Raw genomic sequence first — 25,894 nt, 5'->3', positions numbered from 1 at the left:
CGCTTACCCGACCTACGGTCTCGTAGGCCCGGTAAGCGAAGCGCCACCGGGCAAAACCGCGCAATCAAATCAACGCAATACCATCAGCAGTGCCAGCACCACCACCGCGCCGATGCTCATAGAAGCCACATACCAGCGCAGATAACCGTTCTCGCTCACCAGCAGGCCTTTGCCTGCGAAGCGGGAAAGGATCGCCGGAATATTCATCAACGCGTTCAGCGGATCGCTCTTCAGCAGCCAGGCAATACCGAGGAATGGTTTCACGAATACTTTGTCGTATAGCCAGTCGAAGCCCCAGGCATGGAACCACCAGGTACCGAAGAAGCGGCCAGGCGCGCTGTTGGCGATGGAGGTCACCAGCGTGCGTTTGCCCAGCCACAGCCATGCGGCGACCAGAATCCCGGCAATGGCGATGATCCCGGAGGCAATCTCCAGCGTCATCACGCTGCCATGGGCGAGCTCAGTGGTCTGCGGCAGTACGCCTTCCAGCGGCGGCACAATCAGCGCGCCAACGAAGGTAGACAGCACCAGCAGCACAATCAGCGGCAGATGATGGGTAATCCCCTTCCCTGCGTGCGCGTGAATTTGCTCTTTACCGTGGAATACGATGAAAATCATCCGGAAGGTGTACAGCGAGGTCATAAAGGCGCCGACCAGGCCTGCCACCATCAGATTGATATGGCCGTTGGCCATCGCGCCTGCCAGAATCTCATCCTTACTGAAGAAGCCTGCGGTGATAAGCGGCAGTGCGGACAGCGCCGCGCCCCCCACCAGGAAGCAGACGTATACCAGCGGAATGGATTTGCGCAGGCCGCCCATCTTGAAGATGTTCTGTTCGTGATGGCAGGCCAGAATGACCGAACCAGACGACAGGAACAGCAGCGCTTTAAAGAACGCGTGCGTCATCAGATGGAAAATCGCCGCGTCCCATGCCTGCACGCCCAGCGCGAGGAACATGTAGCCAATCTGGCTCATGGTAGAGTAGGCGAGAACGCGTTTGATATCGGTCTGCACCAGCGCGGCGAAGCCCGCCAACACCAGGGTGACCGCCCCGACGATACCGACCAGATGCAGCACTTCCGGCGTCATCAGGAACAGGCCGTGGGTACGGGCGATCAGGTAGACGCCCGCGGTGACCATGGTCGCGGCGTGGATCAGTGCAGAGACCGGCGTCGGACCCGCCATTGCATCGGCAAGCCACGTTTGCAGCGGCAGCTGAGCAGATTTACCGACCGCGCCGCCAAGCAGCATCAGCGTCGCCCACTGCAGCGTGGTGCTGCCGTTAGCAAAGTGCTGCGGTGCCAGCTCCACCATTTCGCGGAAGTTGAGAGTACCCAGTTCGTTATAAAGAATGAACAGCGCGAAGGCGAGGAACACGTCGCCGACGCGGGTCACCACAAACGCTTTCATCGCTGCGGCGCCGTTCTTCGGATCGGTGTAGTAGAAACCGATCAGCAGGTAAGAACAGAGGCCCACGCCTTCCCAACCCAGGTACATCAACAGCAGGTTATCGGCCAGCACCAGAACCACCATGCTGGCGATAAACAGGTTGGTATAGGCGAAGAAGCGAGAATATCCCTCTTCACCGCGCATGTACCAGGAAGCGAACATGTGGATCAGGAAGCCGACGCCGGTCACCACGGAGAGCATGGTCAGCGACAGGCCGTCCAGCACCAGGTTGAAGCCGATGTTGAAATCACCGACCGACATCCAGGTCCACAGCGGCACGCTGACCGCCTGTTTGCCGTTAGCGAAAAAGTCGACGCCAACATAGGCGGTGACCAGCGCTGCCAGGCCTACCGACCCCATGCCAACAGTGGCGGAAAGGTTTTCCGACCAGCGTCCACGGGAGAAGGCCAGCAGCACAAAGCCAATCAATGGCAAAAGAATGGTTAAGGCAAGCATGTTCATCCACGCAACTCACTTACTGAATCGATGTTCAGGTTCTGGCGGCGACGATGGAGCTGCAGCAGCAGCGCCAGGCCGATACTCGCTTCCGCAGCCGCGAGGCTGATGGCGAGGATATACATTATCTGACCATCTGCCTGGCCCCAGTAGCTACCCGCCACCACAAAGGCCAGCGCGGCGGCGTTAATCATGATTTCCAGGCTAATCAACATAAACAGCAGATTGCGGCGGATCACCAGCCCCGTCAGACCAAGCACAAATAGAATGGCGGCGAGGATCAGTCCATGTGTTAAGGGGATCATGCGTGTTCCTCCGTTTTTCGTTTGTCGCTGTCGTTCAGACGGTTGCTCAGCACCTCGCCGGCGCGCTCTTCGCGACCGATGTGGAAGGCAACCACCAGGCCCGCCAGCAGCAGCATGGAGGCCAGTTCCACCGCCAGGACGTAAGGCCCAAACAGCGCAATACCCACTTCTTTGGCGTTGATCGCCGCACCGTCGATCCCCTGGTCGTTAATGCCCAGGATGGCGTAAACGATAACCACCAGCAGCACCGCCGAAAGGATGGCCGGGCCAATCCAGATCCCCGGTTGCAGCCATTTGCGTTCCTGTTCGATCTCGGTCCCGCCCAGGTTGAGCATCATCACCACGAAGACGAACAGCACCATAATGGCCCCGGCGTAGACGATAATTTCCAGCGCCCCGGCAAAGTACGCGCCCAGCGAGAAGAACACCCCGGCAATCGCCAGCAGCGAAATAATCAGGTACAGCAGCGCATGCACCGGATTGGTGTGGGTGACGACCCGCAAGGTTGCGAGGATGGCGATCAGGCCACAGATATAAAAAGCGAATTCCATTGCCCCTCTCCTTACGGTAACAGGCTCTTGACGTCGATCGGCTTAGCTTCGTTTTCCGCTTCGCCCTTATCTTTGCCGTCGATTGCCATACCCGCCATCCGGTAGAAGTTATATTCCGGGTATTTGCCCGGACCGGAAATCAGCAGATCCTCTTTTTCGTACACCAGATCCTGACGCTTGTATTCACCCAGCTCGAAGTCCGGGGTCAACTGGATCGCCGTGGTCGGGCACGCTTCTTCACACAAACCGCAGAAGATGCAGCGTGAGAAGTTGATGCGGAAGAACTCCGGATACCAGCGGCCGTCTACCGTCTCTGCTTTCTGCAGCGAGATACAGCCCACCGGGCAGGCTACCGCACACAGGTTACAGGCGACGCAGCGCTCTGCACCGTCCGGATCGCGGGTCAGCACGATGCGGCCGCGATAGCGCGGCGGCAGATAGACCGGCTCTTCCGGATACATCCGGGTTTCACGTTTGGCGAAGGCATGCAGGCCAATCATCCAGATACTACGGACCTGGGTGCCGAACCCCACCAATAATTCTTTTAAGGTCATGTTCAATTCACCCCTTATTGCGCCTGCCAGAGAATGACAGCCGCCGTTACCAACAAGTTGACCAGCGTTAACGGCAGGCATACCTTCCAGCCAAAGGACATTACCTGGTCATAGCGCGGACGCGGTAATGATGCGCGGATCAAAATGAACATCATCATGAAGAACGCGGTTTTCAGCGCGAACCAGATGAAAGGCGGTAACCACGGGCCATTCCAGCCGCCGAAGAACAGCGTGACGATCAGCGCTGAAACGGTGACGATACCGATGTATTCACCGACGAAGAACAGACCGAATTTCATGCCGGAATATTCAATGTGGTAACCATCGGCCAGTTCCTGCTCCGCCTCCGGCTGGTCGAACGGATGACGGTGACACACCGCCACGCCGGCGATGGCGAAAGTGACGAAGCCGAAGAACTGCGGGATAACGTTCCACAGATGCGCCTGGTTATTGACGATATCGGTCATATTGAATGACCCCGCCTGCGCCACCACGCCCATCAGGGAGAGACCGAGAAACACTTCGTAGCTCAGAGTCTGCGCAGAAGCACGCATCGCCCCCAGCAGCGAGTATTTGTTGTTGCTCGACCAGCCAGCGAACAGCACCGCGTAGACCGCCAGGCCTGCCATCATCAGGAAGAACAGGATGCCGATGTTCAGGTCAGCGACCACCCACGTCGGGCTGACCGGCACGATAGCGAAGGCCAGCAGCAGCGAGGTAAAGGCGATAACCGGCGCCAGAGTAAAGATCACGCGATCGGAGAAGCGTGGGATCCAGTCCTCTTTAAAGAACATTTTGATCATGTCGGCGACCAGCTGCAGCGAACCGCCCCAGCCCACGCGGTTAGGTCCGTAGCGGTTCTGGAACAGGCCGAGCAGACGACGCTCGCCGAAGCTCATGAACGCGCCGCAGGTGACGACCACCAGCAGAATGACCACGGCCTTCAGGATGCTTAACAGAATGTCGATAAGATCCGGCGTTAACCAGCTCATGCTTGCGCCTCCTGCAGTGAATCAATACGCGATCCGGTCAGTACCGGCGCAATGCCAGGCATGCCCATCGGTAAGCCAACCTGTCCTGCGGTCAGGCCTTCAGAGATAACCAGCGGCAGACGCAGGGTCTGGCCTTCCACGCTAAAGGAGAGCATCGCCCCCGCGTTGACGCCAAGCTTAGCGGCATCCGCCGGGTTCAGCTTAATGTACGGCTCAGGCATCCGGCTCTGGAACACCGGCGCGCGCTGAGACAGCTCATCGCTGCCGAACAGATGGTAATACGGCGCAATACGCCATTTCCCTTCTTCGGCCTGGAAGCTGGCTGGCACCGCGGTGAAGTACTCCAGCCCGCTGGCGGACGCTTCAAACAGACGGACGCCCGGATCGCCGTGGCGCAGTTTCCCACCCACTTCATCCTGGAACTTATTCCATGCCTGCGGGGAGTTCCAGCCCGGCGCCCAGGCGAACGGGATCTGCGAACGCGGGGCGGACGGCTGGTTGTTCCCTTCCATGGAGAAGGCGAACATCGTGTCTTTATCCTGCGGCTGACGCGGCTCATGCACGCTGATGTTGGCGCGCATCGCCGTACGGCCGCTGTAGCGGTGTGGTTCACGCGCCAGCTTCTGCCCGCGAATACGGAAGGTCGCATCCGGCGCGGCATCTTTAATGCCCGCCAGCTGCGGCAGCGCGGCAATCGCGGCATCGATGACGTGGTCCAGCTGCGTCCAGTCAACCTGACGGTTGTTAACGGTGCTGTGCAGCGAATGCAGCCAGCGCCAGCTCTCCAGCATCACGGTTTTCGCGTCGTAGTAAGCCGGATCGTAAACCTGGAAGAAACGCTGGGCGCGACCTTCGTTGTTCACCACGGTCCCGTCGCTTTCCGCAAAGCTTGCGGCGGAGAGCACCAGGTGCGCGTTGTCCATAATCGCGGTGCGCTGATGGTCAACCACCATCACCAGCGGGGCTTTCGCCAGCGCAGCGTCAACGCGCGCGGCGGAAGCATGACGATGCAGATCGTTTTCCAGCACGATAACCGCGTCTGCGGCGCCGCTTTCCAGTTGGTCCAGCGCCTCTTCAAGCGAGCCGCCGCCGATCATACCCAGACCGACGCTGTTAACCGCCCGGGCGACCATGGTCACCCCGACGTCGGCGCCGCGGCCTTTCAGAGCTTTTGCGACGTTAGCGGCGGCCTGGATGATCTCCATGCTGCCGGCGTTGGTTCCGGAGATAATCAGCGGTTTTTTCGCCCCGGCCAGCGCCTGAACGATGACATCGACTTTACCCTGCAGGTCCTGGCTCAGGCCATCAACCGCCGGTGCGCTGTCGTCCAGCGCATGGGCGATGGCGAAGCCCAGACGCGCCTGATCTTCTACCGGCGCGCGGTAGGTCCACGCCGCGATGTCATCGAGGCGGGTGTCATCGATGTTGGTGACGAATAGCGGGTGCTTGGCGCGCTGGCCGATGTTGAGGATCGCCGCAATCTGCCAGTCGGCCACTTTCTGCGCTGCCGCCATTTCGCGTGCTTTCCCTTTCACTGCCTGACGTACCGCCAGGGCAACGCGCGCGCCGGTCTGGGTAATGTCTTCGCCCAGCACCAGCACCGCATCGTAGGATTCGATATCGCGCAGGCTTGGGGTGTGGATCCCACCCTCGCGCAGCACTTTCAGCATCATCTGCAGGCGCGCTTGTTCACCCTTAGCGATGCCGGTATAGAAGTTGTCGGCGCCCACCAGCTCGCGCAGCGCGAAGTTGCTTTCGATGCTGGCGCGCGGTGAGCCGATACCGATCACTTTCTTCGACTGGCGCAGAATATCTGCCGCGCCCTGCATCGCCTGCTCGGCGTTAAGGGTGATCAGATCGTCGCCGCGGCGCTGCACCGGCTGACGCGGACGGTCTTTCAGGTTGACATAGCCATAACCGAAACGACCGCGGTCGCAGAGGAAGTAGCGGTTAACGGTCCCGTTATAGCGGTTTTCGATACGACGCAGCTCGCCATAGCGTTCGCCCGGGCTGATGTTGCAGCCGATGGAACACTGCTGGCAGATGCTCGGCGCAAACTGCATGTCCCATTTACGGTTATAGCGCTCGGAGTGCGTTTTGTCGGTGAAGACGCCGGTCGGGCAGACTTCCACCAGGTTGCCGGAGAACTCGCTTTCCAGCGTGCCATCTTCCGGGCGGCCGAAGTAGACGTTGTCGTGGGCGCCATAGACGCCCAGATCGGTGCCGTCGGCATAATCTTTGTAGTAGCGCACACAGCGGTAGCAGGCGATGCAGCGGTTCATTTCGTGCGAAATAAACGGCCCCAGATCCTGATTGCGGTGGGTACGCTTGGTGAAACGATAGCGGCGGAAGCTATGGCCGGTCATCACCGTCATATCCTGCAGGTGGCAGTTGCCACCCTCTTCGCAGACCGGGCAATCGTGCGGGTGGTTAGTCATCAACCACTCCACTACGCTTTCACGGAACTGCTTCGCTTCGCTGTCGTCGATAGAAATAAAGGTGCCGTCGGATGCCGGAGTCATACAGGACATTACCAGGCGACCACGCGTGTCTTCCGCGTTCTGATATTGCTTCACCGCACACTGGCGGCAAGCACCGACGCTCCCTAGCGCCGGGTGCCAGCAAAAGTAGGGAATATCAAGACCGAGAGAGAGACAAGCCTCTAGCAGGTTGTCCGCCCCGTTGACCTCGTATTCTTTGCCGTCTACATGAATCGTAGCCATTTGCGTGCTTCCAAAAATAAAAAACCTTTGATTACCAGCGCGTCTTAAGCAGGTTCGGCTGAATCCCGTTGATTGCATGGGTATTGCTGAACTGCTGCTTAATGCCAGCCTCGAATTCTTCGCGGAAATATTTAATCGCGCTCTGTAGCGGCTCGACCGCACCCGGCGCGTGTGCGCAGAAGGTTTTACCAGGGCCCAGGAATCGACACAGTTGCTCAAGCGTTTCGATATCGCCAGGCTGGCCTTCGCCGCGCTCCAGGGCGCGCAGGATCTTCACGCTCCACGGCAGACCATCACGGCACGGCGTACACCAGCCGCAGGACTCGCGGGCAAAGAACTCTTCAAGGTTGCGCACCAGCGAGACCATGTTGATCTCGTGGTCAACGGCCATCGCCAGCGAGGTACCCAGACGGCTGCCCGCTTTCCCAATGCTTTCGAATTCCATCGGCAGATCAAGATGCGCTTCGGTGAGGAAGTCGGTTCCTGCCCCGCCCGGTTGCCAGGCTTTAAACTTCAGGCCATCGCGCATGCCGCCAGCGTAATCTTCGAGGATCTCACGGGCAGTGGTGCCGAACGGCAGCTCCCAGACGCCCGGATTCTTCACCCGGCCGGAAAAGCCCATCAGTTTGGTGCCCGCATCTTTGCTGGTGGAAATGTTCTGGTACCACTCGACGCCGTTGGCGAGGATCGCCGGCACGTTGCACAGGGTTTCCACGTTGTTGACGCAGGTCGGCTTGCCCCATACGCCGGAGCTCGCCGGGAACGGCGGCTTGGAACGCGGGTTGGCGCGGCGGCCTTCCAGGGAGTTGATCAGCGCCGTCTCTTCGCCGCAGATATAGCGCCCTGCCCCGGTGTGAACAAACAGTTCGAAGTCAAACCCGGTGCCGAGGATGTTTTTCCCCAACAGACCCGCTTCGGTGGCTTCGGCAATCGCGCGACGCAGATGCTGGGCCGCTTCAATATATTCCCCGCGCAGGAAGATGTAGCCGCGGTACGCTTTCAGCGCAAACGCGGAGATCAGCATGCCTTCTACCAGCAGGTGCGGCAGCTGCTCCATCAGCAGACGGTCTTTATAGGTGCCCGGCTCCATCTCATCGGCGTTACACAGCAGGTAACGGATGTTCATGGATTCGTCTTTCGGCATCAGGCTCCACTTCAGACCGGTGGAGAAGCCCGCGCCGCCGCGCCCTTTCAGGCCAGCGTCTTTGACCGCCGTGACAATCTCATCCGGGGCCATACCGGTCAGGGCTTTACGCGCCCCTTCATAGCCATTTTTGCTGCGATACTCGTCCAGCCATACCGGCTGCTTGTCGTCGCGCAGGCGCCAAGTGAGCGGATGCGTTTCCGCAGTACGAATTACGGTTTTCATTTGTACTGCTCCAGCAGGTCAGGAATTGCCTCCGGCGTCAGATGACTGTGAGTGTCCTCATCAATCATCATGGTCGGTCCCTTGTCGCAGTTGCCCAGGCAGCAGGTCGGCAGCAGCGTGAAGCGGCCGTCAAAGGTGGTCTGCCCTGGCTTGATATTCAGCTTCTTCTCAATCGCAGCCTGAATACCCTGATAACCGGTGATGTGGCACACCACGCTGTCGCAGTAGCGGATCACGTGACGGCCAACCGGCTGACGGAAAATCTGGCTGTAAAATGTTGCCACGCCTTCGACATCGCTCGCCGGGATCCCCAGCACATCGGCGATCGCATAGATCGCGCCATCCGGCACCCAGCCACGCTGTTTCTGAACGATTTTCAGCGCTTCGATGGACGCCGCACGCGGGTCTTCGTAGTGGTGCTTCTCGTGCTCAATAGCCTCACGCTCTGCCGCACTCAGCTCAAAAGCCTCGGTTTGTGGTTGTTGATTCTCGTGCATAATTAGCGGTCCACGTCTGACATAACAAAATCGATACTACCCAGATACACGATCAGGTCGGATACCAGGCTGCCGCGGATTGCCGACGGGATCTGCTGCAGGTGCGCAAAGCTCGGCGTACGGACGCGGGTACGGTAGCTCATGGTGCTGCCGTCGCTGGTCAGGTAGTAACTGTTAATCCCTTTGGTCGCCTCAATCATCTGGAAGGATTCGTTGGCCGGCATCACCGGGCCCCACGATACCTGCAGGAAGTGGGTGATCAGGGTTTCGATATGCTGTAGCGTGCGCTCTTTCGGCGGCGGCGTAGTCAGCGGATGATCCGCTTTGAACGGGCCTTCCGGCATGTTATCGAGGCACTGCTGAAGAATGCGCAGGCTCTGGCGCAGCTCTTCGACTTTCAGCATCACGCGGGTGTAGCAGTCAGAAACGCCACCGCCGGTCGGGACTTCAAAGTCGAAGTTTTCATAGCCAGAGTAAGGACGCCATTTACGCACGTCGAAGCCGATACCGGTGGCGCGCAGGCCTGCGCCGGTGGTGCCCCACTCCAGCGCTTCTTTCGCGGTGTAGGCGGCCACGCCGACGGAACGTCCTTTCAGAATGGTGTTGCGCAGGGCGGCTTTTTCATAGGAGTCCAGACGCTTCGGCATCCACTCGAGGAACTCACGCAGCAGGCGATCCCAGCCGCGCGGCAGATCGTGCGCGACGCCGCCGATGCGGAACCACGCCGGGTGCATACGGAAACCGGTGATCGCTTCCACCAGATCGTAGATTTTCTGCCGATCGGTAAAGGCGAAGAAGACCGGCGTCATCGCGCCGACGTCCTGAATAAAGGTCGAGATATACAGCAGGTGGCTGTTGATGCGGAACAGTTCGGAGAGCATCACGCGGATCACGTTCACGCGATCCGGTACGGTGATCCCGGCCAGTTTTTCCACTGCCAGCACGTACGGCATCTCGTTGACGCAGCCGCCGAGGTATTCAATACGGTCGGTATACGGGATGTAGCTGTGCCAGGACTGGCGCTCGCCCATCTTCTCGGCGCCGCGGTGGTGATAACCGATATCCGGTACGCAGTCGACGATCTCTTCGCCGTCCAGCTGCAGAATAATGCGGAACGCACCATGCGCCGATGGGTGGTTCGGACCGAGGTTGAGGAACATGAAGTCCTCGTTGTCGGTGCCGCGCTTCATGCCCCACTCTTCCGGTTTAAAGGTCAGCGCTTCCATCTCCAGATCCTGTTTGGCTTTGGTCAGCTCAAACGGGTCGAACTCGGTGGCGCGCGCCGGGTAGTCTTTACGCAGCGGGTGGCCTTCCCAGGTCGGCGGCATCATGATGCGACGCAGATTCGGGTGACCATCGAAGGTAATGCCAAACATTTCCCAGGTTTCACGCTCATACCAGTTGGCGTTGGGGAACAGTTTGGTGAAAGTCGGCAGGTGCAGATCGTTTTCCGACAGCGCCACCTTGAGCATGATGTCGCGATTGCGGTCGATGGAGATCAGGTGATAGAAAACGGAAAAATCCGCGGCGGGCAGGCCCTCGCGGTGCGTGCGCAGACGTTCGTCCATGCCGTGCAGGTCAAACAGCATCACGTAAGGCTTCGGCAATTTCTTCAGGAAATCACCCACCTCCAGCAGCTGTTCACGCTTCACCCATACTACCGGTACGCCGGTACGGGTTGGCTGAACGGTAAAGGCATCCGGCCCAAAGCGGTTGCGCAGTTCGCCAATCACCGGGTCATCAAGGTGATCGCGGGTTTGCCAGGCTGGTGCGGCGTCATGCGCGGTTAAATCGGTCATATTGTTCACCATTGCAAAAGGTCCGTGGTGACTGCCGGCGAGACTTCGCGCTGTTGTAGATTGATTTGCGAAGTGGTTCTCCCGCCCGCAGGCGCAAATTAAATCTCGTCCGGCGTCCGCAGATTGGTCACTGCAATACGTTCGCCGCGTTTACGCTCGCGTTCCGACTGCATATTGGCGCGATAAACGCCCTGATCGCCAACCACCCATGAGAGCGGACGACGTTCTTTACCAATGGACTCCTGCAGCAGCATCAGCGCCTGCATATAGGCCTCCGGACGCGGCGGGCAGCCCGGGATGTACACATCGACCGGAATGAATTTATCCACGCCCTGAACGACAGAATAAATGTCGTACATGCCGCCGGAGTTAGCGCAGGCGCCCATGGAGATCACCCACTTCGGCTCCAGCATCTGATCGTAGAGACGCTGAATAACCGGCGCCATTTTGGTAAAGCAAGTTCCCGCGACCACCATCAGGTCCGCCTGACGCGGAGAGGCGCGCAGAACTTCTGCCCCAAAACGCGCAACGTCATGCACCGCAGTGAATGACGTCACCATTTCCACATAACAGCAAGAAAGGCCGAAGTTGTACGGCCAAATTGAGTTCTTACGGCCCCAGTTCACCATGTCATGCAGCGCGTGTTCGAGTTTCCCCATATACACGCTTTTGTTGACTTCCTGCTCCAGCGGATCGGTAACGATCTCCTGTTTCTGCAGGGGGTAACGGTCGTTCTCACCGTTAGGATCTATGCGGGTGAGCGTATAATCCATCTTATTGCCTCGCTTTTACTGCATATGACGGTTAGTGGGACTGTCTGTTTCCGGGTTAACCAGCGTGCGACGGGAACGCGCAGGCGTCCAGTCCAGTGCGCCGATGCGAACGAGATAAACCAGACCAGCCAGTAGCACTAAAATGAAAATTGCGGCTTCCACAAAGCCGACCCAGCCGCTTTCGCGGATAGAGGTCGACCATGCGTAGAGATACAGGGCTTCCACGTCGAAGATAACGAAGAACATGGCAACCAGATAAAACTTCGCAGAAAGACGTAAGCGGGCCGAACCGACGGAGTCGATCCCCGATTCAAACGGCGTGTTTTTACTACGCGCGCGCGCGCGACCGCCAAGGTACCAGCCGCCGACGAGCATGAGGCAGCACAGGCCGATAGCGATGATGAGAAATATAGCGAATGCCCAATGATGAGCGATGACTTCAGTGGATGTTGACATACGCATTGCTTAACCAAAAAAGTGTAGCGCCAAAACCCTCTGCTCTTACTGGCAGATGAACGCCACAGCGTTTCACGGGAGGAATAAAAAATAACCGTGCAAAAAAGCGTCCCTGGTCGATGTGAGAAGCCCAGATGCCGTGGCTTTTTACCCCTTTCTTTAACCTTTTGTCAACTTTAACAAAAGTTTTCACAACATTAATTTACATTGGAATCTTTTCATTAACATTAAATGCCCTTTTCTGCGGAATAACCTTGCATACTGTTCGGTTTTAGTGTTGTTGAATCGTGTCCGTTTCCGTCGTAAATCAAAAGTACCCATCCATTTTGACAGGATTTAGCCTCGATTCCTCCCCCCAAAGAGGGGTATTTTCTTGATCTGTGACACGCTTTTGTTAATTACATCTGGAAAACGGCAACAATCTGTCCGGTTTTTTAACATTAGCAGGAAGTGTTGAAAGTGCCGAAAAAAGTCGACAAGGTGAGCGCTATATCACGCCAGGTTGCTGATTTTTCTTGAAAGAAATAAAAAAAACATTCAAATCATCAATAACAGTGGCAAAAAAAGAGCCAGCTGGTGGGAAATCCACCTCTGAGGCTCTTTTTGCGCACTTACATTCTGTTACCAGTTTTTGTGATCTTTGTTAGCATTATTTCCCTCATAAAATGAGGGTATTTCCTCCCTCTTCCGGGGTAAGCGCTGCCCCTGTGCGCCAGGGGTAGCTCTCCTGACTGAGAGACTGAAAAATCGCCTGCGGCAGTTCGCTCACCGTCTGCGGATTACAGCTAACGACATACCGGGTATCTGGTAGCGCCGGTAAACCATCGCTTATGCCAGCCACCCGCAGGTCAGCGCTCATCATTTCAACCGGCCGCGCCGTGACGCCCAGCCCAGCTTTAACCGCGGCTTTCACCCCGGACAGCGAAGAGGCGGCATGGGCCAGATGCCATGAGACATGGGCGGCTTCCAGCGCGGTAATAATGTCCTGACGAAATGGCCCCGGCTCCTCCAGCAGGATAAGGGGAATCGACTCCCCTTGTGCCAGTACGTATTCCGCCGCACAGTACCAGAGGGTGGGCGACGTTCGCAGAGTAAAAGAGCTAAAGCCATCAGGCTGATGCGTGGACAATGCCAGATCCACTTCCCCCTCAGCGAGCATCTCCATGATCGCGGCATGCGGATGCACTTTAATCTCCAGCGTCATTCGGGGGTAGAAGCCGCCGATGCGGTTTAACAAAAACGGCAGGATGGTATCGGCCGTTTCTTCCGACGCACCAATTGTCATCCCTCCCTGCAGGCTGCCATACATCAATGACATGCAGGCCTCATCGTTAAAACGCAGGATTTTACGGGCATAACCCAGCAGCTGGATGCCCTGTTCGGTCAGTAGTTTGTTGCGCCCGTGGCGGGCGAAAAGTTCTTTACCCACCAGCTGCTCAAGGCGTTGCATTTGCTGGCTGACCGCGGACTGGGTACGACACACCGCGGCAGCAGCAGCGGCAAAGGTGTTCAGATCGGCGACCGCAACGAAGGTGCGCAGCAGATCGAGATCGAGGTTAAGTATCGGACGATTGGTATTAATCATATTGTTCACTTACAGGTAGCTAACGCCGACCTGCCTTGTTGATGCTTCACGCCAGGTTTCCAGCTAATCCCTGAGCCTCGTGCTCACCCTTTCGATGGCGGATAAACAACTGGACGAACGTTATTACATGTCAAAGTACTCGTCTGCGCAAATGCACAGAACCTCGGAGTAATATATTGTTCGTATTTCTCATCGTTATTTATTGCCACGATCTGCCGGGCTTCATACATCGCCGCAATGAAGCGGGCGGTCATGGCCAGAAAGCCTGTTTTTAGCGTGCTTTACGAGAGAGAAAAAGAACAATAAAATCCTGTAATAACAATATATTAATTATCAATTCCACCGCAAAACAGTGGGTTAACACTGACATTAACGGCGATATTCTAACCGATATCCATCCTTTTTATAAGCCTTAATAAGGATTAACTCAGGTAATTTTAAATTTTTTTCAACATCTTGTAGAAATTAACAAACCTCAGATTATTACCTGTCAAAAATAAGAATATTGTGGGCGAGCGCTGCTTTTTATTAAAAATATTTAACATCAAAATCACAAATCAGTGCTTAATTACCTTAAGGGTCGCTTTTATAGCTCACTGCGCTTCCTCGCATTCTCTCTCGCCACACATACAAACCAGATAAATGTTGGTGAAAATGACATTACGGTTACATATACGACCGAAAAATATCCATAAACAGGCATAAGCTATAGATTAAACCCGCCAACAGCAGATAAATCAATTACGCTTAAAATTCTGCATTAGCAAAATCTTCTCCTGCAAAGCCTTCAAAACAGCGGGGAGGCGGAGTACATTGTTCCGTGCTGACTTCCACGGCAGGGAGTGGCGATAACAGCTAAAAGGTCAAGATTCATGTCCCCCATCGAAAAATCCAGCAAGTTAGAGAACGTCTGTTATGACATCCGCGGCCCGGTTCTGAAAGAAGCGAAACGTCTTGAAGAAGAAGGCAATAAGGTTCTGAAACTGAACATCGGCAACCCGGCGCCATTCGGCTTCGAGGCCCCTGACGAGATCCTCGTCGACGTCATCCGCAATCTGCCTACCGCCCAGGGTTACTGCGATTCGAAAGGATTGTACTCGGCGCGTAAAGCCATCATGCAGCATTACCAGGCACGGGGAATGCGCGATGTCACCGTGGAAGATATTTACATTGGCAATGGCGTGTCAGAGCTGATTGTGCAGGCAATGCAGGCGCTGTTAAACAGCGGCGATGAGATGCTGGTTCCCGCCCCCGATTATCCGCTGTGGACAGCGGCGGTGTCGCTTTCCAGCGGCAAAGCGGTGCACTACCTGTGTGATGAATCCTCTGACTGGTTCCCGGATCTTGACGATATTCGTGCGAAAATCACCCCCCGCACCCGCGGGATCGTGATCATTAACCCCAACAACCCCACCGGCGCGGTCTACTCAAAAGAACTGCTGCAAGAGATCGTGGAGATCGCCCGGCAGCATAACCTGATCATTTTCGCCGATGAAATCTACGACAAGATCCTCTACGACGAAGCCCAGCATCATTCGATTGCCGCCCTGGCGCCGGACCTGCTGACGGTAACCTTCAACGGGCTGTCAAAAACCTACCGCGTTGCCGGCTTCCGCCAGGGCTGGATGGTGCTGAATGGCCCGAAAAAACACGCGAAGGGCTATATCGAAGGGCTGGAGATGCTGGCGTCAATGCGTCTGTGCGCCAACGTGCCGGCTCAGCATGCTATCCAGACGGCGCTCGGCGGCTATCAAAGCATCAGCGAATTCATTATCCCCGGTGGCCGCCTGTATGAACAACGCAACCGCGCCTGGGAACTGATCAACGATATTCCGGGCGTCTCCTGCGTGAAGCCTAAAGGCGCGCTGTATATGTTCCCGAAAATCGACGCGAAGCGCTTTAATATTCACGACGATCAGAAAATGGTGCTCGATTTCCTGTTGCAGGAGAAAGTCCTGCTGGTGCAGGGTACCGCCTTTAACTGGCCGTGGCCGGATCACGTACGTATTGTGACTCTGCCTCGCGAAGACGACCTGGAGATGGCGATCTCCCGCTTTGGCCGCTTCCTCTCTGGCTACCACCAGCTTTAATCGCTTCGCCGCCGGTATTTGCATCCGGCGGCGATCCCTGCGCACAATGGAACCCGATGTTGTCACTGATTAAGGGTTCCTATGAGTCAGAGTCATTTCTTTGCCCACCTCTCCCGCCTGAAACTGATCAACCGCTGGCCACTGATGCGCAACGTTCGCACCGAAAATGTCTCCGAGCACAGCCTACAGGTGGCGATGGTCGCCCACGCGCTGGCGGCGATTAAAAACCGCAAATTTGGCGGCCAGGTCAACGCCGAACGTATTGCCCTGCTGGCGATGTACCACGATGCCTCTGAAGTGCTTACCGGCGATCTGCCCACGCCGGTGAAATACTTCAATTCGCAGATTGCCCAGGAATATAAGGCGATTGAGAAAATTGCGCAGCAAAAACTGGTGGATATGGTTCCTGACGAGCTGCGGGATATTTTCGAACCGCTGATTGACGAGCACCACTACAGTGAGGAAGAACAGTCGATCGTTAAACAAGCTGACGCCCTCTGCGCTTACCTGAAATGCCTCGAAGAACTGTCTGCGGGCAACAACGAATTTCTGCTGGCTAAAGGCCGTCTGGAAAAGACGCTGGAATCACGGCGCAGCGCGGAGATGGATTACTTTATGCAGGTGTTTGTTCCGAGCTTCCAGCTGTCGCTGGATGAAATAAGCCAGGATTCGCCGCTGTAATTTTCAGGCCGGGCAGCGGTTGTCCCTGCCCGGCCTGAATATCCTAAAACGGAAAGAGCACCGGGATCAGCAGCACACAGACCACCATTACCAGTATGGTGAAGGGCACGCCAATCTTCACAAAGTCGCTGAAGGAGTACTTACCCGGGCCAAGCACCAGGGTGTTGACCGGCGAGGAGACTGGAGTCATAAATGCCGCCGAAGCCGCCATCGCCACCACCATGGCGAAGGGGTATGGCGATACGCCCATCGACTTCGCCGCGGCCAGAGCTATGGGCGCCATCAGCACCGCCGTCGCGGTATTAGAGATGAACAAGCCTATCGCCGCGCACATCACGAACAGGCAGCCGAGCATCAGATAAGGCCCCTCGCCTCCGGCGACGTCCATCAGTCCCTTGACCACCAGATCCACCCCACCGGTTTTTTGCAGCGCCAGAGCAAACGGCATCATCCCGACAATCAAAATAATGCTCGGCCAGTGGATCGCCTTGTAAGCGCTTTCGGCATTGATGCAGCGGAATTTGCCCATCAGCAGGCAGGCGATAATCGCGGCTATCGGGTTAGGAATTTCATCCGTCAGCATCAGGGCCACCATCAGCACCAGGCAGAAAATTGCATGTGGAGCCTGGCTGTGCGCTGGCGAGGCGTCATCGACCTCAACCGGCATATTGAGCACCACGAAATCCCGGCCGCGCTTCGCCAGCAGGGCAATTTGCCGCCAGTTGCCGACCACCAGCAGGATATCGCCGAGCTGCAGCGGCTCATCGACCACGGATCCATCCATCGCCTTGCCATCGCGTTTCATGCCGACAATATTGAGGCCAAACCGGGTGCGGAAGGCTATCTCACGCACCGTTTTCCCCATCATTTCTGAGTCCGGGATCAGCGCCACCTCCGCCATGCCCACATCCAGCGCCTGGTCGGCAAAATACTCGCCGCGCAGCACCATCGGCTCCAGCATTTGTTCGCCGCAAAACTGGCGTAAATCAACATCGGAGGCAGACATATCGATCAGCAGGACATCGCGGGCGCGGAATTCCGATACCCCGTTGACGTTGACGATCACCCGCCGGAACCGCCGCCAGCGTTCAACGCCGATGACGTTGGCGCAGTAGCGCTCACGTAGTTTTAAATCATCCAGCCGCTGGCCAATCATCGGCGAACCCGGGCGGATGGCCAGACGGCGAGCGCGGCCGGTGAGGTGATATTCACGGATCAGATCGCGAAAGGTGCTTCTTTTGCGGCCATCACGTGCGGATTCACCATTATCTGTTTTCAGCATAAAGCGCACCGCCAGCATATAGACGATGCCCAGGATCAGCACCACCAGGCCAATCGGCGTGACGCTGAAAAAGCTGAAGCCGTGCAGCCCTTCGCGCAGCAATTCACTGTTGACCACCAGGTTGGGGGGCGTTGCGACCAGGGTCATCATCCCGCTGATGAGTCCGGCAAAGCTCAGCGGCATCATCAGCCGCGAGGGAGAGGTATTCATCCGCGCCGACACGCTGAGCACCACCGGAATGAAAATGGCGACCACCCCGGTTGAGCTCATAAATGCGCCCAGCCCGGCGACGGTGAGCATCAGGTAGATCAGCATTTTGGTTTCGCTGCTGCCAGCCACGCTCACCAGCCAGGCCCCCATCTTGGTCGCCACCCCGGTGCGCACCAGGCCGTCACCGATAATAAACAAGGCGGCAATGAGGATCACGTTAGGATCGCTGAATCCGGAAAAAGCCTCATTCAGCGTCAGCGTGCCGCTGAGGACGAAGGCGACAATAACCATCAGGGCAATAGCATCCATGCGCACCTTGCCGGTAGCAAACAGCACAACCGCGATGGCCAGGAGGGTTAAAACCCAAATCAATTCACCGTTCACAACGTTTCCTTGTCAGAAGAGGGAGTCGATATAGTGGCATAAAAAAGCCCCGACAACGCGGGGCGAAATCATTTGTTTACGCTTTAAGACGCACATTCACATAGCCGTCCGCCTGGCGTTCGACAGCCAGGGCTTCCAGGCTACTCAGCACGAGATCGGCTTCATCCAGACGAGGCGCATCAGCAGGCACGTTGACCGCGATGGTGCGACACCCCGCCGCCAGGCCGGACAGTAGTCCCGCAGGCGCATCTTCCACCACCGCACACTGCTCAGCCGGCAACCCCAGCCGCTCGGCGCCCAGCAGATAGGCATCCGGCGCCGGCTTGCCGTGTTTTACCTGCTCTGCGGTGACGAACACCTCCGGCATCGGCAGGCCCGCCGCGCGGTGACGCGCATGGGCAACCGGAATCGACCCGGAGGTGACAATCGCCCATGGGATGCCGGCTTCATTAAGGGTATTCAGCAGGGCTAATGCCCCAGGCAGCGCGACGATACCCTCAATATCAGTGGCTTCTATCTGTTCGAGATAGCGAAATTCGGCCTGAATATCCTCCTCGCTGCGCCCCGGCATAAAATGGCGAATGGAGGTAATGGCCTGCTTGCCGTGAATAAAATTGAGAATTTCATCATGGTCAATGGCGAAACGATCCCCCCACTTGCACCATGAACGCTCCACCACCGGCAAGGAATCCACCAGCGTCCCGTCTAAATCGAACAGGAAACCTTTACACTGCACGGGCACCTCCCTCAGGCATTAATAATTTGGTTAATTTCATTACTACTCAGATGATACTGGCGCGGGCAAGCGTGCCAGACGCTCAGCATTCGCTGGTATTTCTCCCACATCGGGGTCTGCGAGTTAAAGCCATGGGTGCCGGCATCAAAATGGCTGTAACGGCCTTCGACATTGACCATAAAACGCACGTAGCCGAGAAAACGCGCTTCGGTGGCGGCATCAAAGCCGAGGAAAGTGACCCGGCGTTCGTCGATACCAGCCGTATCCTTCAGGTTAGTCCAGGAGACATGTAGAGCGTGATACATCTCCATGATATCGATAACGGTACGGCAGGTTTCTTCCGTCAACTGGCCGAACTCACGGTCCAGTTCTCGCATCTGCAGCCCATACCCACGCTCAATAATGGTTTGCAGACGACGGTAGCGTTCCGCGTTGTCCGGGTCGAGCATCGTCATCATTTTATACTGATTGGATAAAATCAGACGCTGCGCATTGGTCATTTCCATGGTGTGACTCCTGTAGCACGGTAGGGCGTGAAATAAAGAAGGCGCATAAATCATGCGCCTTCTTTTATATGCGTTTTCCGTAGTGAATTACAAATCATCAAGGAAAGTTTTATCCAGTTGTTTGAAGGCGCGCTTAAGCGTGTCAGCCAGCGCCTGATAATCGGGTTTGCCTTCAACCGGCGCCAGCGCCTGCCCTGCCTCCTGCAGTTTGCCGCGCACTTCATAGAACCAGTTAAGAATGGACGGCGGCAGCGGCGTCACCGAACGCTTACCTAACCACCATAATCCTTGCATCGGCAGACTCAGCGCAAACAGCGCGGTGGCCACGGCAGGACCCAGCTGTCCGCCAAGGGCTATCTGCCAGCAGAGGGTAAAAATAGCGATCGGCGGCATGATGCGGATAGCATAGCGGGTAGCTCGAATAATGCGGTTTTCAATAAACACCGGCGCGAGGCGCTTGTCGAGAGGCCAGGTCCTGGCATAGTGCTGCCCGCGATTGAACAAGCTAAAGAAGCTAACGGGGCGTTTCTCAGGGGTCGACATGGCTTTACCTCAACTTTACATATAAAACTTAAAAAATTCGTGCAAAACACCAACTATGCATGACATCGTTCAAAAGATTTTGGCAAAGGATGCCGCAATCGGGTATCCTGTGCCCGCCTGAAAGGGCGGATAGACTCTTTTGCCAGGCTAGTCAAATTATCGCATATTCTGCCATTGGCTGAAAATTATGCAAAATGGCATAAAATCAAATGTACTTCTCCCATCGTGCCCGAAAACAGAACAAGGCATGATGTTAATCATAAATGTCGAGGTCATCCTGCGCTACGCTAATGACACCCTGACGTTTTTTTAGCCACGTATCATAAAAAGGTACTTCCATGTCGAGTAAGTTAGTACTGGTTCTGAACTGCGGTAGCTCCTCTCTGAAATTTGCTATCCTTGACGCCGTGAACGGCGACGAATACCTGTCCGGTTTAGCGGAATGCTTCCACCTGCCGGAAGCCCGTATCAAATGGAAAATGGACGGCGGCAAACAAGAAGCCGAGTTAGGCGCGGGCGCCGCGCACAGTGAAGCGCTGAACTTTATCGTTAACACTATTCTGGCACAAAAACCAGAACTGTCTGCTCAGCTGACCGCAATCGGCCACCGTATCGTCCACGGCGGCGAAAAATACACCAGCTCCGTGGTGATTGACGAATCGGTGATTCAGGGCATTAAAGACGCCGCGTCCTTCGCACCGCTGCACAACCCGGCACACCTCATCGGCATCGCTGAAGCGCTGAAATCCTTCCCGCATCTGAAAGATAAAAATGTGGCAGTATTCGATACGGCGTTCCATCAGACTATGCCGGAAGAATCCTATCTCTACGCCCTGCCGTACAGCCTGTACAAAGAGCATGGCGTTCGTCGTTACGGCGCGCACGGCACCAGCCACTTCTATGTGACTCAGGAAGCCGCTAAGATCCTGAACAAGCCGGTTGAAGAGCTAAACATCATCACCTGCCACCTCGGCAACGGTGGTTCTGTATCTGCAATCCGTAACGGCAAATGCGTTGACACCTCCATGGGTCTGACCCCACTGGAAGGCCTGGTGATGGGTACCCGCTCCGGTGACATCGATCCGGCCATCATCTTCCATCTGCACGACACCCTGGGCATGAGCGTTGACGCCATCAACAAAATGCTGACCAAAGAGTCCGGCCTGCTGGGTCTGACCGAAGTCACCAGCGACTGCCGCTACGTAGAAGACAACTACAAGGAAAAAGCCGACGCTAAACGCGCGATGGACGTATACTGCCACCGCCTGGCGAAATACATCGGCTCCTATACCGCGCTGATGGACGGCCGTCTCGACGCCGTTATCTTCACCGGTGGTATCGGTGAAAACGCCGCGATGGTGCGTGAACTGTCGCTGGGCAAACTGGGCGTACTGGGCTTCGAAGTTGACCATGAACGTAACCTGGCTGCTCGTTTCGGCAAGTCTGGCTTCATCAACAAAGAAGGCACCCGTCCTGCCGTGGTTATCCCGACCAACGAAGAACTGGTCATCGCGCAAGACGCCAGCCGTCTGACCGCTTAATTCCACACCGCCAGCCCTGACCCGCAATAATTCGAGCTGCAGGAAGGCGGCGACTCAGCAAAACCCCGGTCGCGTACAGCGCGTACGCGACCGGGGTGAGCAAGTAGAGCCAACGCACGTGCAACTTGAAATATGACGGGTAGCTGGCAGTGCTGTTTTGTATCCCGCCTGATACTGGCGGTAACGAAAGAGGATATACCGTGTCCCGTACTATCATGTTAATTCCTACCGGTACCAGCGTAGGCCTGACCAGCGTCAGCCTCGGTGTGATCCGCGCTATGGAACGCAAAGGCGTTCGCCTGAGCGTCTTTAAACCTATCGCCCAGCCGCGTTCCGGTGGCGATGCCCCAGACCAAACCACCACCATCGTCCGCGCCAGCTCCTCCACCACCACCGCTGCTGAACCGCTGAAGATGAGCCACGTTGAGTCTCTGCTCTCCAGCAATCAGAAAGATGTGCTGATGGAAGAGATCATCGCCAACTACCACGCGAATACTCAGGATGCGGAAGTGGTGCTGGTAGAAGGCCTGGTGCCGACCCGTAAGCATCAGTTCGCCCAGGCGCTGAACTTTGAAATCGCCAAAACGCTGAACGCGGAAATCGTCTTCGTGATGTCTCAGGGCACCGACACGCCAGAACAGCTGAACGAGCGTATCGAACTGACCCGTAACAGCTTTGGCGGCGCGAAAAATACCAGCATCACCGGCGTTATCGTCAACAAACTGAATGCACCGGTTGACGATCAGGGCCGTACCCGTCCTGATCTGTCGGAAATTTTCGACGACTCGTCGAAAGCAAAAATCGTGAAGATTGACCCGGCTCAGCTGCAGAAAGGCAGCACGCTGCCGGTGCTGGGCGCAGTACCGTGGAGCTTCGATCTGATCGCCACCCGAGCGATCGACATGGCGCACCACCTGAATGCGACCATCATCAACGAAGGCGATATCAACACCCGCCGCGTGAAATCCGTGACCTTCTGCGCACGCAGCATCCCGCACATGCTGGAACACTTCCGCCCGGGCTCTCTGCTGGTTACCTCCGCAGACCGTCCTGACGTACTCGTTGCGGCCTGCCTGGCGGCGATGAACGGCGTGGAAATCGGCGCCATTCTGCTGACCGGCGGCTATGAAATGGACGCGCGCATCAGCAAGCTGTGTGAACGCGCTTTCGCGACCGGCCTGCCGGTATTCATGGTCAACACCAACACCTGGCAGACCTCCCTGAGCCTGCAGAGCTTCAACCTCGAAGTACCGGTTGACGATCACGAGCGTATCGAGAAAGTTCAGGAATACGTGGCCAACTACATCAACGCCGACTGGATCGAATCGCTGACCGCGACCTCCGAGCGCAGCCGTCGTCTCTCTCCGCCAGCGTTCCGCTACCAGCTGACCGAGCTGGCGCGCAAAGCCGGCAAACGTGTCGTTCTGCCGGAAGGCGACGAACCACGTACCGTGAAAGCGGCGGCGATTTGCGCCGAACGCGGGATCGCCACCTGCGTCCTGCTGGGCAACCCGGATGAGATCAACCGCGTTGCGGCAGCCCAGGGCGTTGAGCTCGGGGCCGGCATTGAAATCGTCGATCCGGAAGTAGTGCGTGAAAGCTATGTGGGTCGCCTGGTTGAACTTCGTAAGAACAAAGGCATGACCGAAGCCGTCGCTCGCGAGCAGCTGGAAGACAACGTGGTTCTCGGCACACTGATGCTGGAACAGGACGAAGTCGACGGCCTGGTGTCCGGCGCGGTTCACACCACTGCCAACACCATTCGTCCGCCGCTGCAGCTGATCAAAACCGCGCCGGGCAGCTCGCTGGTCTCCTCCGTATTCTTCATGCTGCTGCCGGAACAGGTTTACGTTTACGGCGACTGCGCGATCAACCCGGACCCGACCGCCGAGCAGCTGGCGGAAATCGCTATTCAGTCCGCTGAATCCGCGATTGCCTTCGGCATCGAACCGCGCGTGGCGATGCTCTCCTACTCCACCGGTACCTCCGGCGCGGGTAGCGATGTCGAGAAAGTCCGCGAAGCGACCCGTCTGGCGCAGGAAAAACGTCCTGACCTGATGATCGACGGCCCGCTGCAGTATGACGCCGCGGTAATGGCTGACGTAGCGAAGTCCAAAGCGCCGAACTCACCGGTGGCTGGCCGCGCGACCGTGTTCATCTTCCCGGATCTGAACACGGGTAACACCACGTACAAAGCGGTACAGCGCTCTGCTGACCTGATCTCCATCGGGCCGATGCTGCAGGGTATGCGCAAGCCGGTCAACGACCTGTCTCGTGGCGCGCTGGTTGACGATATCGTCTACACCATCGCTCTGACCGCGATCCAGTCGGCTCAGCAGCAGAAGTAATCTCCCGCTGAAATCAAAGCAAAAGGCAGCCAGATGGCTGCCTTTTTTCGTCAGGAGGCGAGCAGCGATTGCTGCCACGCGTTTGGGATTTTACTCGCGCTCGCTCTCTTCTGCCTCATCATACTCGTTACCCGCATTGCGAGTCATCCACAGCGCCAGCGCTTTCAGGGAGTCCGGCGTGAACTCATCGCAGCGGGCGGTGATCTCTTCCGGCGTTAACCAGCACACTTCGCTCACCTCTTCTTCCTGCAGGGCAAATGGCCCGTGCGAGACGCAGCTAAACAAGCTTCCCCAGACGCGGCAGAATTTGTCTTCGTAATAGAACTGGCCGTGATCGGCAAACGGCACCCCGGCGATACCTAACTCTTCTTCGGCCTCGCGACGAGCCGAGTCCAACAACTGTTCATCAGCCTGAACGACACCACCAGCGGTGGCATCCAGCATCCCCGGATGAAAGTCTTTCGTCTCGGTGCGTCGTTGCACCAGAATTTTCCCCATTCCGTCGTGAACGACGATATAGGTCGCCCGGTGACGCAGACACTGCGCGCGCATCTGTTCGCGACTGGACTGCGCTATCACCTCATTGTTTTCATTAACAATATCGACCCATTCTGTGCTTGCCAAATGATTCTGTTCCGCCATCAGGAAACCTTACTTTAAAAGCGCTCTCGCGGCGCGTCTTTATGATTGAAGGCTAAATTACGGGTAAATTGCGACCTCTGCAATAACCTGATTATCATTGAGTGCTAAAACCTGCAGACGCCCCTCATCCAGCACCCCATAGCTGGCGGCATATCCTCCTTTCGGGATACTCACTGAGCCAGGATTAAAGAGGTAAACCTCGCCTCGTTTTTCCGCGACCGGTATATGAGTATGGCCGTAAGCCAGAACATCGCCAGCGGCAAGGGGGGGCAAATTTTCGGGGCTATACAGATGACCGTGGGTCAGAAACAGGCGGTTGCGTTCGCTGAGCACCTGCTGCCAGGGCGCGGTGATGGGAAAACGAAGCAGCATCTGATCCACTTCGCTGTCGCAGTTGCCGCGCACGGCAATGATACGTTCCGCCACGCTGTTTAGCCGCTCAGCCACCTCAGCCGGCGCATACCCTTCCGGCAGCGCGTTCCGTGGCCCGTGATTGAGCACATCGCCAAGAATAATAAGCCACCTGGCACCGCTTTGCGCGAACCGTTCAAGGACGCTTTCCGTGGCGGACAGCGAACCATGAATATCGGAGGCAAACATCAGCTTCATAGCTTTTATCTCCACTGGTTACGATGCCTCTATGATAGCGGAAGCGCGGCGGGTTATCAGCCTCAGCGTTTGGCGGAAAGCGCCGCGTAACGCTGGATTGAAGCCCGCTGCCACTGAAAAGTCGCATAATCAGCCAGCGCCTCCGGCACGTCATCGCCATTGAGAACCAAGCGGTTGAGCATCAGCGCCAGGTCTGCGTCAGCAATGGACCATTCGCCGAATAAATTTTGTCCGCCGTGCGCCAGTAGCGCGGTGGCCGTGGTAAACAATTTTTCTGCCGACTGCTTCCCTGCTTCACTGAGCGCCGGCATTTTTTCCCCACCAAACACGACCGCGGTGGAACGCTCTTCACGGATGGGCACCAGGTCGCTGCGCAGCCAGGCCTGGATCTGCCGGGCACGGGCTCGTTTTTGCAGGTCATGCGGATAAAGCCGCTCCCATTCCGGCGGGGCAAAACGCTCATCCAGATACTCGGTAATCGCCGAAGACTCGCTCAGGGTGAAATCATCCACTTCCAATAGCGGTACACGACGCGTGGCCGTATAGCCTGTCCAGCCAACCTGCAGATGTTCGCCGCGGTTCAGATCAACGGTTTTCAGACGAAAAGGCAGGCTTTTTTCCTGCAGAGCGACATAGACAGACATCACGTACGGTGAGAAAAAATCGGCATCGGACCACAGGGTAATGACAGGCTGGCTCATAGCATCCTCAAGATTGATAGGCAGGCAATACGCCAACATAGCCTGGCTGGCAAGGGATGTCACTGTTCTCCAGCGTAACCCATTGGCGATAAGCAGAAAGAAGGCGCTGCCA

The 25,894-nt window shown here is 56.7% G+C and carries 23 protein-coding genes; 4 read left to right on the top strand and 19 right to left on the bottom strand.

Going from position 1 to position 25,894, the window contains the following annotated elements; translation table 11 throughout:
- Window positions 1–69: 69 nt before the first annotated feature.
- The 12 genes from nuoL to LGL98_RS07385 all read right to left on the bottom strand — a co-directional run bounded on the left by nuoL (window position 70) and on the right by LGL98_RS07385 (window position 13,509).
- Complete coding sequence (gene nuoL, locus LGL98_RS07440) at window positions 70–1,911, bottom strand: NADH-quinone oxidoreductase subunit L (protein ID WP_136034611.1); 1,842 nt, start codon at window positions 1,909–1,911, stop codon at window positions 70–72.
- Complete coding sequence (gene nuoK, locus LGL98_RS07435; protein ID WP_002913148.1) at window positions 1,908–2,210, bottom strand: NADH-quinone oxidoreductase subunit NuoK; 303 nt, start codon at window positions 2,208–2,210, stop codon at window positions 1,908–1,910. Before nuoK ends, nuoL begins: the two co-directional genes overlap by 4 nt.
- Window positions 2,207–2,761 (bottom strand): NADH-quinone oxidoreductase subunit J, encoded by a 555-nt coding sequence (nuoJ, locus tag LGL98_RS07430; protein WP_002913150.1) that lies wholly within the window; start codon window positions 2,759–2,761, stop codon window positions 2,207–2,209. Before nuoJ ends, nuoK begins: the two co-directional genes overlap by 4 nt.
- An 11-nt stretch (window positions 2,762–2,772) precedes the next feature.
- A complete protein-coding gene (gene nuoI, locus LGL98_RS07425; RefSeq protein ID WP_002913152.1) occupies window positions 2,773–3,315 on the bottom strand; it encodes an NADH-quinone oxidoreductase subunit NuoI in 543 nt (180 codons plus the stop codon).
- A 14-nt stretch (window positions 3,316–3,329) separates the two neighbouring features.
- The gene (nuoH, locus tag LGL98_RS07420; protein WP_002913156.1) at window positions 3,330–4,307 is read right to left on the bottom strand and encodes an NADH-quinone oxidoreductase subunit NuoH; all 978 of its coding nucleotides are present in this window, start codon (window positions 4,305–4,307) and stop codon (window positions 3,330–3,332) included.
- On the bottom strand, window positions 4,304–7,030 hold the full coding sequence (gene nuoG, locus LGL98_RS07415; protein WP_136034609.1) for an NADH-quinone oxidoreductase subunit NuoG: 2,727 nt from the start codon (window positions 7,028–7,030) through the stop codon (window positions 4,304–4,306). The genes nuoH and nuoG overlap by 4 nt, the downstream gene beginning before the upstream one ends.
- Window positions 7,031–7,061: 31 nt before the next feature.
- Window positions 7,062–8,399, bottom strand: a complete 1,338-nt coding sequence (gene nuoF, locus LGL98_RS07410; protein ID WP_002913158.1) for an NADH-quinone oxidoreductase subunit NuoF — start codon at window positions 8,397–8,399, stop codon at window positions 7,062–7,064.
- Window positions 8,396–8,896 carry an NADH-quinone oxidoreductase subunit NuoE gene (gene nuoE / locus LGL98_RS07405; protein WP_002913160.1) on the bottom strand — a complete coding sequence of 167 codons (501 nt, stop codon included), beginning with the start codon at window positions 8,894–8,896 and terminating at the stop codon, window positions 8,396–8,398. Before nuoE ends, nuoF begins: the two co-directional genes overlap by 4 nt.
- Window positions 8,897–8,898: 2 nt before the next feature.
- Window positions 8,899–10,707, bottom strand: coding sequence for an NADH-quinone oxidoreductase subunit C/D (nuoC, locus tag LGL98_RS07400; RefSeq protein WP_136034607.1), 1,809 nt, complete (start codon window positions 10,705–10,707; stop codon window positions 8,899–8,901).
- An 86-nt stretch (window positions 10,708–10,793) separates the two neighbouring features.
- Window positions 10,794–11,468, bottom strand: coding sequence for an NADH-quinone oxidoreductase subunit NuoB (gene nuoB, locus LGL98_RS07395; protein WP_002913178.1), 675 nt, complete (start codon window positions 11,466–11,468; stop codon window positions 10,794–10,796).
- 15 nt (window positions 11,469–11,483) lie between these two features.
- Entirely contained in the window at window positions 11,484–11,930 is a 447-nt protein-coding gene (nuoA, locus tag LGL98_RS07390; RefSeq protein WP_002913181.1) for an NADH-quinone oxidoreductase subunit NuoA, read from the bottom strand.
- Between the two features lie 652 nt (window positions 11,931–12,582).
- The gene (locus LGL98_RS07385; protein ID WP_136034605.1) at window positions 12,583–13,509 is read right to left on the bottom strand and encodes a LysR family transcriptional regulator; all 927 of its coding nucleotides are present in this window, start codon (window positions 13,507–13,509) and stop codon (window positions 12,583–12,585) included.
- 872 nt (window positions 13,510–14,381) lie between these two features.
- On the opposite strand from LGL98_RS07385, the gene alaA reads away from it, so the two are divergent.
- Together alaA and yfbR are read left to right on the top strand one after the other, a co-directional pair.
- A complete protein-coding gene (gene alaA / locus LGL98_RS07380; protein ID WP_002913185.1) occupies window positions 14,382–15,599 on the top strand; it encodes an alanine transaminase AlaA in 1,218 nt (405 codons plus the stop codon).
- Window positions 15,600–15,680: 81 nt separating this feature from the next.
- On the top strand, window positions 15,681–16,280 hold the full coding sequence (gene yfbR / locus LGL98_RS07375) for a 5'-deoxynucleotidase (protein WP_025711575.1): 600 nt from the start codon (window positions 15,681–15,683) through the stop codon (window positions 16,278–16,280).
- Window positions 16,281–16,323: 43 nt separating this feature from the next.
- On the opposite strand, the gene LGL98_RS07370 is transcribed toward yfbR, so the two are convergent.
- From LGL98_RS07370 to yfbV, 4 genes are all read right to left on the bottom strand, one after another.
- A complete protein-coding gene (locus tag LGL98_RS07370; RefSeq protein WP_136034603.1) occupies window positions 16,324–18,156 on the bottom strand; it encodes an SLC13 family permease in 1,833 nt (610 codons plus the stop codon).
- A 76-nt stretch (window positions 18,157–18,232) separates the two neighbouring features.
- Window positions 18,233–18,892, bottom strand: coding sequence for a sugar phosphatase (locus LGL98_RS07365; protein ID WP_136034601.1), 660 nt, complete (start codon window positions 18,890–18,892; stop codon window positions 18,233–18,235).
- Window positions 18,893–18,903: 11 nt separating this feature from the next.
- Window positions 18,904–19,398: a YfbU family protein gene (locus LGL98_RS07360; protein WP_136034599.1), complete on the bottom strand. Its 495-nt coding sequence runs from the start codon at window positions 19,396–19,398 to the stop codon at window positions 18,904–18,906.
- A gap of 87 nt (window positions 19,399–19,485) precedes the next feature.
- Window positions 19,486–19,941 (bottom strand): terminus macrodomain insulation protein YfbV, encoded by a 456-nt coding sequence (gene yfbV / locus LGL98_RS07355; protein WP_136034597.1) that lies wholly within the window; start codon window positions 19,939–19,941, stop codon window positions 19,486–19,488.
- Window positions 19,942–20,279: 338 nt separating this feature from the next.
- On the opposite strand from yfbV, the gene ackA reads away from it, so the two are divergent.
- Complete coding sequence (gene ackA, locus LGL98_RS07350) at window positions 20,280–21,482, top strand: acetate kinase (RefSeq protein WP_136034595.1); 1,203 nt, start codon at window positions 20,280–20,282, stop codon at window positions 21,480–21,482.
- Between the two features lie 200 nt (window positions 21,483–21,682).
- A complete protein-coding gene (pta, locus tag LGL98_RS07345) occupies window positions 21,683–23,830 on the top strand; it encodes a phosphate acetyltransferase (protein WP_002913196.1) in 2,148 nt (715 codons plus the stop codon).
- Between the two features lie 90 nt (window positions 23,831–23,920).
- Here pta and yfcD read toward each other — a convergent pair whose 3' ends face one another.
- From yfcD to yfcF, 3 genes are all read right to left on the bottom strand, one after another.
- Window positions 23,921–24,472 carry an NUDIX hydrolase YfcD gene (yfcD, locus tag LGL98_RS07340; RefSeq protein ID WP_136034594.1) on the bottom strand — a complete coding sequence of 184 codons (552 nt, stop codon included), beginning with the start codon at window positions 24,470–24,472 and terminating at the stop codon, window positions 23,921–23,923.
- A 57-nt stretch (window positions 24,473–24,529) separates the two neighbouring features.
- The gene (gene yfcE, locus LGL98_RS07335) at window positions 24,530–25,081 is read right to left on the bottom strand and encodes a phosphodiesterase (protein WP_136034592.1); all 552 of its coding nucleotides are present in this window, start codon (window positions 25,079–25,081) and stop codon (window positions 24,530–24,532) included.
- Window positions 25,082–25,143: 62 nt separating this feature from the next.
- The gene (gene yfcF, locus LGL98_RS07330) at window positions 25,144–25,782 is read right to left on the bottom strand and encodes a glutathione transferase (protein WP_136034590.1); all 639 of its coding nucleotides are present in this window, start codon (window positions 25,780–25,782) and stop codon (window positions 25,144–25,146) included.
- Window positions 25,783–25,894: the final 112 nt, after the last annotated feature.

The organism is Klebsiella africana (assembly GCF_020526085.1).
Classification (GTDB): Bacteria; Pseudomonadota; Gammaproteobacteria; order Enterobacterales; family Enterobacteriaceae; genus Klebsiella; species Klebsiella africana.
This window is presented reverse-complemented; position numbering and strand designations above follow the sequence as displayed.

What these genes read in the sequence shown, in the direction of transcription:
- nuoK (WP_002913148.1), bottom strand. Translation starts at nt 2,210, where the DNA reads ATGATCCCCTTAACACATGGACTGATCCTCGCCGCCATTCTATTTGTG.
- LGL98_RS07360 (WP_136034599.1), bottom strand. Translation starts at nt 19,398, where the DNA reads ATGGAAATGACCAATGCGCAGCGTCTGATTTTATCCAATCAGTATAAA.
- ackA (WP_136034595.1), top strand. Translation starts at nt 20,280, where the DNA reads ATGTCGAGTAAGTTAGTACTGGTTCTGAACTGCGGTAGCTCCTCTCTG.
- yfcF (WP_136034590.1), bottom strand. Translation starts at nt 25,782, where the DNA reads ATGAGCCAGCCTGTCATTACCCTGTGGTCCGATGCCGATTTTTTCTCA.
- nuoC (WP_136034607.1), bottom strand. Translation starts at nt 10,707, where the DNA reads ATGGTGAACAATATGACCGATTTAACCGCGCATGACGCCGCACCAGCC.
- nuoE (WP_002913160.1), bottom strand. Translation starts at nt 8,896, where the DNA reads ATGCACGAGAATCAACAACCACAAACCGAGGCTTTTGAGCTGAGTGCG.
- yfcD (WP_136034594.1), bottom strand. Translation starts at nt 24,472, where the DNA reads ATGGCGGAACAGAATCATTTGGCAAGCACAGAATGGGTCGATATTGTT.
- LGL98_RS07385 (WP_136034605.1), bottom strand. Translation starts at nt 13,509, where the DNA reads ATGATTAATACCAATCGTCCGATACTTAACCTCGATCTCGATCTGCTG.
- nuoG (WP_136034609.1), bottom strand. Translation starts at nt 7,030, where the DNA reads ATGGCTACGATTCATGTAGACGGCAAAGAATACGAGGTCAACGGGGCG.
- alaA (WP_002913185.1), top strand. Translation starts at nt 14,382, where the DNA reads ATGTCCCCCATCGAAAAATCCAGCAAGTTAGAGAACGTCTGTTATGAC.
- nuoJ (WP_002913150.1), bottom strand. Translation starts at nt 2,761, where the DNA reads ATGGAATTCGCTTTTTATATCTGTGGCCTGATCGCCATCCTCGCAACC.
- nuoH (WP_002913156.1), bottom strand. Translation starts at nt 4,307, where the DNA reads ATGAGCTGGTTAACGCCGGATCTTATCGACATTCTGTTAAGCATCCTG.
- yfcE (WP_136034592.1), bottom strand. Translation starts at nt 25,081, where the DNA reads ATGAAGCTGATGTTTGCCTCCGATATTCATGGTTCGCTGTCCGCCACG.
- nuoF (WP_002913158.1), bottom strand. Translation starts at nt 8,399, where the DNA reads ATGAAAACCGTAATTCGTACTGCGGAAACGCATCCGCTCACTTGGCGC.
- nuoI (WP_002913152.1), bottom strand. Translation starts at nt 3,315, where the DNA reads ATGACCTTAAAAGAATTATTGGTGGGGTTCGGCACCCAGGTCCGTAGT.
- nuoB (WP_002913178.1), bottom strand. Translation starts at nt 11,468, where the DNA reads ATGGATTATACGCTCACCCGCATAGATCCTAACGGTGAGAACGACCGT.
- nuoL (WP_136034611.1), bottom strand. Translation starts at nt 1,911, where the DNA reads ATGAACATGCTTGCCTTAACCATTCTTTTGCCATTGATTGGCTTTGTG.
- yfbV (WP_136034597.1), bottom strand. Translation starts at nt 19,941, where the DNA reads ATGTCGACCCCTGAGAAACGCCCCGTTAGCTTCTTTAGCTTGTTCAAT.
- yfbR (WP_025711575.1), top strand. Translation starts at nt 15,681, where the DNA reads ATGAGTCAGAGTCATTTCTTTGCCCACCTCTCCCGCCTGAAACTGATC.
- nuoA (WP_002913181.1), bottom strand. Translation starts at nt 11,930, where the DNA reads ATGCGTATGTCAACATCCACTGAAGTCATCGCTCATCATTGGGCATTC.